The organism is Candidatus Omnitrophota bacterium (genome assembly GCA_028715415.1).
Lineage (GTDB): Bacteria > Omnitrophota > Gorgyraeia > Gygaellales > Profunditerraquicolaceae > JAQURX01.
Genome location: JAQURX010000009.1, coordinates 71,857 through 82,377, shown reverse-complemented (window position 1 = coordinate 82,377; position 10,521 = coordinate 71,857). Strand labels below are relative to the sequence as shown.

Below are 10,521 nucleotides of genomic sequence, written 5' to 3'. Positions count from 1 at the left end.
TAAAAAGTGTAATCTCTTATTTTCCCGGAGCAGAGATCTACGAAAGAGAAGTGGTTGATTTGTTTGGGGCTAAGGTAGAGGGTTTGCCTCCCGGGAACAGGTATCCGCTTACTGATGACTGGCCAACTGATCAGTTTCCTTTGCGCAAAGATTGGAAGCCAAGCGCAGAAGAGAGAAAGGCAGGGGAGTAGATTATGCACGACTCACATAAATTTAAAATTCCAATTGGGCCTCAGCATCCAGCTTTAAAAGAGCCGGAGAGTTTTAGTGTTGCATTAAAAGGCGAGAAAATACTAGGTGTTGATATCCGTCTGGGATATAACCACCGCGGCATAGAAAAGGCATGCGAAGAGAGGACTTATATTCAAGATATGTATTTGATTGAACGCATCTGCGGAATTTGTTCTCATGCGCATTCTACCGCGTTTATTCAGGCGGTTGAGGAGATTGCAAGTTTAGAAGTTCCGAAACGCGCTCTTTATGTCCGAACAATTATTGCGGAGCTTGAACGGATTCATAGCCATTTATTGTGGCTCGGTGTTGCCGGGCACGAAATTGGTTTTGACACATTGCTGATGTACACTTGGCGTGACCGAGAGATAGTAATGGATATTTTAGCATCTATTACTGGTAATCGCGTTAATTATGGTATTAATACTATTGGCGGTGTCAGGCGTGATATCTCTTCCGATCAAATGAAAAAAGTACTTAAAGCAGTTGATTTGTTAGAAGAGAGGACAAAATATTATATTGAGCTTGGCCTTGAAGAGACGACGATAATTAAGAGGCTTTCGGGTGTTGGAGTATTATCTTATGAAGATACTCTGAAGCTTGATGCTGTAGGGCCTACGGCGCGTGCATCGGGCGTTGCGCGCGATGTAAGAAAAGATGATCCTTACGCAGCTTACGGAGAAATTCCATTTGAAGTGATTACTGATAACCATAGCGATGTTTATGGAAGGACTATTGTGCGTTTAAAAGAATTAATGGAGTCTTTTAAATTAGTGCGGGACTGCGCGAAAAATATTCCTGATGGCCCGATTGCGGTTAAGGCTCCTCGTAAAATTCCGGCAGGTGAAGCAATAAGCCGTTATGAAGCTCCCAGAGGGGAAGATGTGCATTATGTAAAAGCAAACGGCACGGAAAAACCGGAAAGAGTAAAGGTTAGAGCACCTACATTAGCAAATGTCCAGGCTGTTAAGCATATGCTTAAAGATAGGTTTCTTGCTGATATGCCGATAGTAATTGCTGCAATTGATCCTTGTTTTTCGTGTACAGACAGGTTAGTTTCAATTGAATACAGTAATAGAGGCAGAGAGGTTATCAGTTGGAAGGATTTGCATAATTATAGTATTAATTGGCACAGAGAACACAACGGTATTGATTTTACAGGGCTTAACAAGAAATATCTAGATAGGATAAATAAGTAATAATGTTAAAAGAATTATTTTATATTTTGATTTTTCCCGGGCTTTTGTTTGTTAGTTTTTTTGGGCTTGCTGCGGAATATATAGATAGGAAGCTTTACGCCAGATTGCAGAATAGGGTTGGCCCTCCATGGTTTCAGCCGCTAGCCGACATCATTAAGCTTTTAGGCAAGGAAGACATTATCCCTTGTGAAGCAAATAAGAGCATGTTTACTCTTGCTCCGGTGTTTGCATTAACCGCCGTAGTCACCGCTTTTTTATACATACCGCTTTGGGGTGTAAATTCCTTGTTTTCTTTTAGCGCTGATATTATTGTTGTTTTATATCTTTTGACAATCCCGACACTCGCTTTTTTTATAGGCGGCTGGTATTCAACTTCTCTGTTTGCCAGGATTGGGTCAGTGCGCTGCGTTACCCAACTTTTCGCGTATGAAGTCCCGTTATTTATGAGTATCTTAGCCTCAACTCTTATGGCAAATACCTGGTCGCTTAGAGAATTGGCATTATTTTACTGTAAGAATCCAAGTTATGCGCTATTTAATGTTTTGGGTTTTGTGGTTTCGTTAATAGCAATACTTGGAAAATTAGAAAAAGCCCCTTTTGATATACCCGAAGCGGAAACCGAGATCGTTGCCGGAAGTTTTACCGAATATAGCGGCAGGCTTCTTGCGATATTAAGAATGACTCTTGATGTTGAGATGGTGGTTTGTGCTTCTTTATTAGCTTTGATATTTTTGCCTTTTGGATTGGGCCTGCCGCCTATTGCGGCTTTCCTTTTATTTATTATAAAAGTTTTATTTATAGTGGGGCTTATTTCTTTAATGCGCACGATATTCGCGCGTATGCGCATGGACCAGATGATTGATTTTTGCTGGAAATATTTAGTTCCATTGGCATTATTACAGGTTTTAATTAACCTGCTTGTAAAGGTGGTTTTATTAAAATGAAAAAAAATCCCGGGATGATGTTTTGGGAAGTCTTAAAGTCTTTCTTTAAGAAGCCTGCGACCATAAAATATCCTGCTGAGAAATTTGATATGCCTGATAAATACAGAGGCAAACTTAAATTTTATCCTGAGAAATGCATAGGGTGTAAAATGTGCATGAGGGATTGCCCTACTGGGGCAATTACGATTAATAAAATAGGGGAGAAGGAATTTGAAGCCGAGATAGATTTAGGAAAATGTATTTATTGCGGACAGTGCGTTGATTCGTGTATTAAAAAAGCCCTTGAGATAACTCAGGATGTTGAATTAGCGCAGTTTGACAGGAATAAATTAAAGGTAACTTTTAGTGCTCAAAATAAAGAAAGCCCTGAAAAGTAACCTTTTACAGGCAAAAAAGATTTGTGTTTTAGGTATTGGTTCGGAATTAAGAGGCGATGATGCAGGCGGTATGCTTGCCGCAGAATATCTCAAGGTTGCATGCAGAAGCGTAAAAACCAAAGTACCTTTAAGGATAGTCTTTGGCTCAACCGCTCCGGAAAATTTTACCGGTTTAATTCGTAAGTTTAATCCAACGCATCTGGTTATAATTGATTCAACGGATTTAGAAAAGAAGCCTGGATCCATTGCGGTTATTGATGAGCAGGAAATTGGCGGGATTTCTTTCAGCACCCATCGCCTGCCGCTAAAGGTGCTCATTGATTATTTGGTTAAGGCTCTGGGGTGTAAAGTAATTGTTATTGGTATCCAGCCAAAGACGCTTGAATTTGGAGCTAAGCCTTCAAAGGAAGTAGAAAAAAAAGCGCATTTACTTTGCAACGCTATAACAGAAATAATTACCGGTAATTTTAAAAAGAGGGTTCGTTAAATGGTAGATGTTGCTGTTCAAGGAGGAATGACAAAGCTTATTACCGAATTAGGCGATTTAGGCGTATTTATCGCTATGTTTTTAGAGTCAAGCGTTGTCCCTATCCCTTCGGAGGTAATTGTGATTGGTGCAGGAGCTATAGGCATTCCAATTCCATCTATCGTTATCTTTGGCTCAATCGGGGCGACGTTAGGAGCTGCAGTTGGCTATTTATTAGGAAAATATGCTGCTATGCCGGTAATTTTGAAATTTGGAAAGTATGTTTTAATTAAACCGCATCATATTTACAAGGCGGAAGCGTTTGCTAAGAAATACGGGATGTGGAGCGTTCTTATCGGCAGGGTAATCCCGGTAGTCCCATTTAAAGTTTTTTCAATTGCTTCCGGATTGACTAATATTCCATTTGTTCCTTTCTTGATCTGTACGCTTATTGGGGTAGTGCCCCGGATTTATCTTCTGTCTATTTTTGGTTACGCGGTAATTAAGTTTACAAAACCGGTGTTGTTGGTAGTAATTTCCATATTACTGATTTTCTTAGCGGTTAAGATTACAAGAAATATTTATAACGGCAGGAAAAAGAAAGGGAGGGTTTAACAATGTCGCTTTGGGAAGTCTTAAAAAGTGGCGGAATTACCATTTACATACTTATTGCTTGCTCAATTTTATCTTTGGCGGTAATTTTAGAGAGGGTTATGTATTATCGCAAGAGATCAAAGATAAAAAGAGTAAGTTTCATGGCAGAAATCAGGAAAGAATTAGAGAAAGGCAATGTTAAGGGGGCTTTAGAAGTGTCTAAGAATACAAATACGCCATTTTCAGCGGTTGTGTATTCAGGCCTTGCCTTGCACGGCCATAGCGAAAAGGAAATTTCAATTGCTATGGAAAGGGAGACGACTGTTGAAACTGTAAAATTGGAGAAATTTACCAGTATAGTTGGCACAATCGGATCAACTGCGGTTTACATCGGCCTTTTCGGGACAGTATTGGGTATTATGCGTGCCTTTCGCGATATCTCTGTGGGTGGCTCGGGTGGAATCAGTGTGGTTATTAATGGTATTTCTGAAGCGCTTGTTTGTACTGCTACTGGGCTTGCAGTTGCAGTGCCTGCAGTTATTGTTTATAATTATTTTATTAAGAAAATTGACAGCTTTATTACTGATATGGAGCTTTGCGCTTCAGAGACAATGGATTTGGTAAATATTAAGCAAAAATGAATTCAAAGATAAAAAAGCAGAATTTGGTTGCCGAGATAAACATTACTCCTTTTACGGATGTAATCCTCGTCTTGTTAATCATATTTATGGTTGCGACACCTTTGATTTCCCAGTCAACGGTTAAAGTTGACCTGCCGCGGACGAGCAGCGCTACTCAGACTCAGGAAAAAAGCCAGGTTTTTATTTCCATAACCAATGAAGGTATGATTTATTTAGGCAATGATCTTGTTACGCGCAAGGAATTAAAATCAAAGATAAAGTTGTTAAAGAACAATAACCCGAATATTGTTGTGATTTTGCGGTCTGACAAGCTTGTGCGTTTTAAGGATATAGTTAGTGTTTTAGATACTTTAACGGAATTAGATATTCGCAACCTTAATATTGCTACAATAAACGAGCAATAATAAAAAGAAAGGAGAGGTTAGTAACATGTCGAGTTTAGTAAATGCAACCTTGTTTGAAGTAGTTTCCTTGTGGGGAGTCCTTTTTATCGCGTTTTTAGGGTTAGGGTATGCTTTATTTTTGCGCAGTCAGATTATGAAGCATGATAAAGGTACTCCGAAAATGCAGGAAGTATGGAATGCAATCAGGGAAGGAGCGGATGCGTATTTAGGCCGCCAGCTAAAAACGATTATCCCTTTAATTCTTGTTTTAACAGTAGTTTTGTTTTTTTCAGTATATGTTATTCCTCCGACTGAAGAAGCGTTAAAGAGGTTTAGCAATTTCAGCCCGGATACTGTGCGTTTGATTATTGGTGTTGGCCGAGCGCTTGCATTTGTTATGGGTGCAATGTTTTCTCTTATGGTCGGCCAATTCGGTATGCGTATGGCAGTCCAAGGTAATGTGCGTGTTGCATCTGCTTCACGCAGAAGTTTTGCTGAAGCCTTAAAGATTGCTTATCGTACCGGAACAATTACCGGTATGCTTACCGATGGCTTAGGTCTTTTAGGAGGAACTGTAATATTTCTTATTTTTGGAATTGCTTCTCCTGATGTGCTTTTAGGTTTTGGTTTTGGTGGTACATTACTTGCACTTTTTATGCGTGTCGGCGGTGGCATTTATACTAAAGCTGCTGATGTTGGAGCTGATCTTGTAGGTAAGGTTGAGAAAAATATTCCCGAGGATGATCCGAGAAATGCTGCTGTAATTGCTGATCTTGTTGGGGATAATGTTGGGGACTGCGCTGGTATGGCTGCGGATATATTTGAGTCATACGAAGTAACTATTGTTTCCGGTTTAATCTTAGGTTTGGCATTGGTTTCCATAACTGGCCAGATTAAGTGGATTATATTTCCTTTGCTTGTCCGCGGTATAGGAGTTCTTTCTTCAATTATCGGCACGTATCTTGTAAAGGGCAAGAAAGATGAAAAGAAAGTTGATGCTTTTGGTGCTATAAATCGTGGTTTTTATAGCTCGGCAGCAATTTCTATTGTGGCATTTCTTTTTCTGGCAATTTTTTATATGCATGAAATGCGTGCATTCTTTTCAGTATGTATGGGTATTATTTTGGCAATCGGTATTGATGAATTGACCAAGTATTTTACTCATACGGAACATGCTCCAGTTAAAGAAATCGCTGCATCTTCCCGTACTGGTTCTGCGACTTTAATCTTAAGGGGACTTGCGATTGGTTTTGAATCAGCTGTTTGGCAGATAATCGTAATTGCGATAACTATTATGGCTGCTGTAATTATTTATTGGGGCCAGCCGGTAGTTTTTGTTCTTTATGGTGTAGCTATGACCGGTATTGGTATGCTTACATTAACTGGAAACAATGTTGCAATGGATTCATTTGGGCCAATTTCAGATAATGCAAATGGCATTGGGGAAATGGCTCATCTTGAACCAAAAGCACGCCAGATTATGGCTGATCTAGATGCAGTAGGGAACACTACAAAGGCAATCACAAAGGGTGTTGCGATTGGTTCAGCAGTAATCGCGGCAGTTTCCTTATTCGGTTCATTTCTTACAGATGTAACTAAAGTTCAAGGCCAGATGGGGATTGCGGAAAATCTTCGCCTGATGGCAACCGGTATCCGTGTTTCAGAACCAGTAGTTTTTATCGGCATGCTAATCGGTGGGGCGATTCCTTGGCTATTTTCAGCGCTTACTATCAATGCTGTTGCGCGCGCTGCTTCTTTAATTGTAAATGAAGTACGTAGGCAGTTTCATATTCCGGGTTTAATGGAAGGCAAAGTTGCGCCTGATTATAAAAAAGCTGTTGGAATCTGTACTGTAGCTGCACAAAAAGAGCTGATTGGTTTATCTTTGATTGCAGTTTTAAGCCCGCTTTTAGTAGGGATGGTTTTAAAAGTAGAGGCTTTAGGCGGATTTCTTGCAGGAGCAATTCTTTCCGGGCAGCTCTTAGCCGTATTTATGGCAAGCGCTGGCGGCTCTTGGGATAATGCCAAGAAGACTATTGAAGACGGGCTTTACGGAGGAAAGGGATCGGACGCTCATAAAGCTGCTGTTGTTGGAGATACAGTAGGGGACCCACTGAAAGACACTTCGGGGCCTGCATTAAATCCGATGTTAAAAGTTATTAATCTTGTTTCTTTGTTGGCAGCGCCGATTCTTATACAATATAAAAATACAGACCCGCGCGTAATTGCAGCAGCGATAGCTTGCGTCATTATTATTTTTGGCGCGATTCTTTATTCTAAGCATGGCGCGTTGTCTTTTCACCAGAAAAAAGACGGAGCTGAGTTTTAATTAAAAATGCAGAAAACAACATTAGGCAAGAAAATAAAGAATTTAGTTATTGGGAAATCGCGTAATCTTGGGGATCATTCGCTTTTCCATAATCTTTCTTTGATTGCTTTTTTTGCCTGGGTAGGTTTGGGGGCCGACGGGTTATCATCTTCCTGTTACGGCCCCCAAGAAGCCTTTTTGGCGCTTGGGAATCATATATACTTAAGTATCTTTGTTGCAATTGGCACAGTACTTACAATTTTTATTATAAGTTCAAGTTATTCTCATATTATTGAGTTATTCCCAACCGGCGGTGGAGGATACCTGGTTGCCAGTAAGCTTTTATCTCCAACGCTAGGGATGGTTTCTGGATGCGCTCTTCTAATCGACTATGTTCTTACCATTGCTGTTTCTATTGCTTCTGGAGCTGACGCAATATTCAGTTTTCTTCCTTTGTCATGGTATCCTTATAGGCTTATTTTCGCAGTTTGTGTGCTTATTGTAATGATGTTTTTAAATATGCGCGGGGTTAAGGAATCAATACTTCCGCTAGTCCCGATATTTCTTACCTTTCTTGCTACTCACGCTTTTATTATTATTTATGCAATATTTACCCACCTTTCAAATTTCTCACAATTTAAGACTGCTGCGGTTGTTGATATGCGTAGTAGTTTTTCGGAATTAGGTTTAATGGGGGTGATTTTCCTTGTGCTACGTGCTTACAGTATGGGAGCTGGTACATTTACCGGAATTGAAGCAGTTAGTAATGGTATCCCTGTCTTAAGGGACCCTAAGGTCCAGACGGCAAAGCATACTATGCGTTATATGGCTATTTCACTTTCTTTCGTAGTTTTAGGTTTAATGCTTGCTTATTTGTTTTTCCAGGTTAATCTTGCTCCCGGCAAGACTCTTAACGCAGTACTTCTAGAGTCTGCAACAGGTTCTTGGGGAAAGATGGGGATTATTTTTGTCTTTATAGCGCTTATCTCAGAAGGAATGTTGTTATTCGTCGCAGCTCAGGCAGGTTTTCTTGATGGGCCAAGGGTATTAGCGAATATGTCTTTAGATAGATGGTTTCCTATCAGGTTCTCTAGTTTAAGTGATAGGTTAGTTACCCAGAATGGTGTTTTAATAATGAGTGGTTTGGCTTTATTAATCATGATTTTTACTAAAGGAAGCGTCAAGCTTTTGGTGGTCCTTTATAGTATTAATGTATTTATAACTTTTTCTCTTTCACAATTGGGCATGGTTAAGCATTGGTGGCAATCGAGGGAAAAAGTGAAGAAGTGGTTTAAGAAATTATTAGTTAATGGTATTGGGCTAATTTTGTGCGTTTTTATACTTTTCTCAATGATAGTTTTTAAATTTCAAGAAGGTGGTTGGATAACTATTTTTATTACAGGCACTTTAATCGCTTTTGCAATATTTATAAAACGGCATTATTTTGAGACTGCAAAACTTTTAAGAAGGCTTAATAGCTTGGTTGTCGCCGTAGAAGCTGACGATACAACTCTTTTGCCGGTAACTTTTAACGAACAGCAGAGATTTGATCCAACAGCCAAGACTGCTGTGTTGCTTGTTAGCGGTTTTAATGGGATGGGGTTACATACTCTTTTTGGAGTAGTAAGGATGTTTGGCGGGGTTTTTAAGAATTTTGTTTTTGTTCAGGTAGGCGTTGTAGATGTAGGGAATTTTAAAGGGGCTCAAGAGGTTGAGCATCTGGAGTCAGAGGTAAAATCCGATACAGACCGTTACGTAAAATTCATGCACAAGAATGGATTTTATGCAGAGAGTGTTTGTTTGATGGGGGTAGATGTTGTTGATGAACTTGCCCGTATTGCTCCCCAAATTATAGAGAAGTTTCCCAATGCTGTTTTCTTCGGAGGCCAGTTAATTTTTCCGCAGGATTCTTTTATTTATCGTTTCTTGCATAACTATACGGTTTTTTCCTTGCAAAAGAGGCTGTACCGGGAAGGTATTTCATTTGTAATATTACCAATTAGAGTATAATAATTAGGAGGAGAGCAATGAAAAGAAGTATTTTTTTAGTAATTGTTTTAGTAGTGTTGTTAGGTGGTTGTGCTGTCAATAAAAAGGTTGTTAATTCTGAAAGCATGGCTAGTGTTGCGCCGGAGTCAGTTAATCAAGAGTCTATTGTGGCTACTCAACCCGAAGGATCTGTTGCTCAGGTAGCACAAGCAACACCAGATGTTAATCAAAAACCATTAAGCAAGAAACAAATTCAGCTTGCTTTGAAAAAAGCCGGGTTTTATAAAGGGCATGTTGATGGGCATATAGGAAAAGGCACAAGAAGGGCTATCAGAGAATTTCAAAAAGCCAATGGTTTAAAGGCTGATGGTATTGTTGGGCCCAAAACCCAGAGCCTGTTAGGTAAGTATATTTCTTAAGAAAAGGCAGGTGGTTATGAAAAAACATAATAATATTTATATTTTTGTGTTTTTTGTTTCTCTGTCAGTCTTTCTTTCCGGTTGCGTATCTAACCGTCAGGAAAAGCGCCAACAGAAATTAGATGAACTGCAAAAACAGTTTTCCTGGTGGCCTACGGATGCTAAGCCTGCTCCTGTGAAGGACCCTGAGCATGGAGGTTATTGGTGGTGGCCGAAAGAGCCGGGTAATGAACGCTTATGGGGCAATAGAGGCTATTGTTTTGTACGCAAGATTATTTTTGACTATAAAGAAGAAGAGCTTCCTGCGCCTAAGCCTCAGGAGTTACGCCCGTCGCTATTAATTAAGAAAGTGATAAAGAACGTTAAAGTCTACTTTGATTTCAACAAATCTGGGTTAAGAGATGATGCCGTGGAAATCTTAAGGAATGCGGTTTTGGCCTTAAATAAGAATCCCGGATCCGAGATTTTAATTACCGGTAATTGCGATATCCGCGGATCGGAAAAATATAATGAAAAATTAGGTAAGAAGCGCGCTGCAGCAGTTAAGAATTTTATGCTGGAGAATGGTATCCCGGAAGAGAGGATAAAGATTGTAAGCCGTGGCAAGCTTGATGCGGTTGCCCATGTAACTGACCTTGTGGGTATGCAGAAAGACAGGAATGCGCAGTTTATGGTTGCTGAAGTTGAAGAGATTATGCTTCCTTATGAAGGCAAGCTCCTTAAAGAAGCTCGCCAAGTTGAACAAGGTAAATACATAGAAGAAAAGACCGAAGAAGTTGAAGGCGAAGTAAAGGTTTCAACAAGAGAGTATACGATAAAGAAGAATGATTCTCTTTGGAAGATAGCTCAAAAAGAATTGGGTAATGGGCATCGCTGGAAGTATTTGTATGAATTAAATAAAGACAGGATTAAGAACCCAAATAACTTGAAATCAGGCAGGAAGATTATTATTCCTGTAGAGTAAGGAAGT

Annotated in this window: 12 protein-coding genes; all 12 read left to right on the top strand. The window is 39.7% G+C overall.

Features of this window, described 5'->3' with window-relative positions; all coding sequences use genetic code 11:
• A partial coding sequence (locus PHO70_05390; GenBank protein ID MDD5432403.1) for an NADH-quinone oxidoreductase subunit C occupies positions 1 to 191 on the top strand: 191 nt, incomplete at its 5' end.
• Positions 192 to 194: 3 nt separating this feature from the next.
• On the top strand, positions 195 to 1,430 hold the full coding sequence (locus tag PHO70_05385; protein ID MDD5432402.1) for a nickel-dependent hydrogenase large subunit: 1,236 nt from the start codon (positions 195 to 197) through the stop codon (positions 1,428 to 1,430).
• A 2-nt stretch (positions 1,431 to 1,432) separates the two neighbouring features.
• Positions 1,433 to 2,374, top strand: a complete 942-nt coding sequence (locus PHO70_05380) for an NADH-quinone oxidoreductase subunit H (protein MDD5432401.1) — start codon at positions 1,433 to 1,435, stop codon at positions 2,372 to 2,374.
• On the top strand, positions 2,371 to 2,751 hold the full coding sequence (locus tag PHO70_05375; protein MDD5432400.1) for a 4Fe-4S binding protein: 381 nt from the start codon (positions 2,371 to 2,373) through the stop codon (positions 2,749 to 2,751). The genes PHO70_05380 and PHO70_05375 overlap by 4 nt, the downstream gene beginning before the upstream one ends.
• Positions 2,720 to 3,238, top strand: coding sequence for a hydrogenase maturation peptidase HycI (gene hycI, locus PHO70_05370; protein ID MDD5432399.1), 519 nt, complete (start codon positions 2,720 to 2,722; stop codon positions 3,236 to 3,238). The genes PHO70_05375 and hycI overlap by 32 nt, the downstream gene beginning before the upstream one ends.
• The gene (locus PHO70_05365; GenBank protein ID MDD5432398.1) at positions 3,239 to 3,832 is read left to right on the top strand and encodes a DedA family protein; all 594 of its coding nucleotides are present in this window, start codon (positions 3,239 to 3,241) and stop codon (positions 3,830 to 3,832) included.
• Between the two features lie 2 nt (positions 3,833 to 3,834).
• Complete coding sequence (locus PHO70_05360; protein MDD5432397.1) at positions 3,835 to 4,452, top strand: MotA/TolQ/ExbB proton channel family protein; 618 nt, start codon at positions 3,835 to 3,837, stop codon at positions 4,450 to 4,452.
• Entirely contained in the window at positions 4,449 to 4,856 is a 408-nt protein-coding gene (locus PHO70_05355) for a biopolymer transporter ExbD (GenBank protein MDD5432396.1), read from the top strand. The genes PHO70_05360 and PHO70_05355 overlap by 4 nt, the downstream gene beginning before the upstream one ends.
• Before the next feature lie 25 nt (positions 4,857 to 4,881).
• On the top strand, positions 4,882 to 7,164 hold the full coding sequence (locus PHO70_05350; protein MDD5432395.1) for a sodium-translocating pyrophosphatase: 2,283 nt from the start codon (positions 4,882 to 4,884) through the stop codon (positions 7,162 to 7,164).
• A gap of 6 nt (positions 7,165 to 7,170) precedes the next feature.
• Complete coding sequence (locus PHO70_05345) at positions 7,171 to 9,153, top strand: APC family permease (protein MDD5432394.1); 1,983 nt, start codon at positions 7,171 to 7,173, stop codon at positions 9,151 to 9,153.
• A 17-nt stretch (positions 9,154 to 9,170) separates the two neighbouring features.
• Positions 9,171 to 9,551, top strand: a complete 381-nt coding sequence (locus PHO70_05340; protein MDD5432393.1) for a peptidoglycan-binding domain-containing protein — start codon at positions 9,171 to 9,173, stop codon at positions 9,549 to 9,551.
• Between the two features lie 16 nt (positions 9,552 to 9,567).
• Positions 9,568 to 10,515, top strand: a complete 948-nt coding sequence (locus PHO70_05335; GenBank protein MDD5432392.1) for an OmpA family protein — start codon at positions 9,568 to 9,570, stop codon at positions 10,513 to 10,515.
• The last annotated feature ends 6 nt before the right edge of the window (positions 10,516 to 10,521 follow it).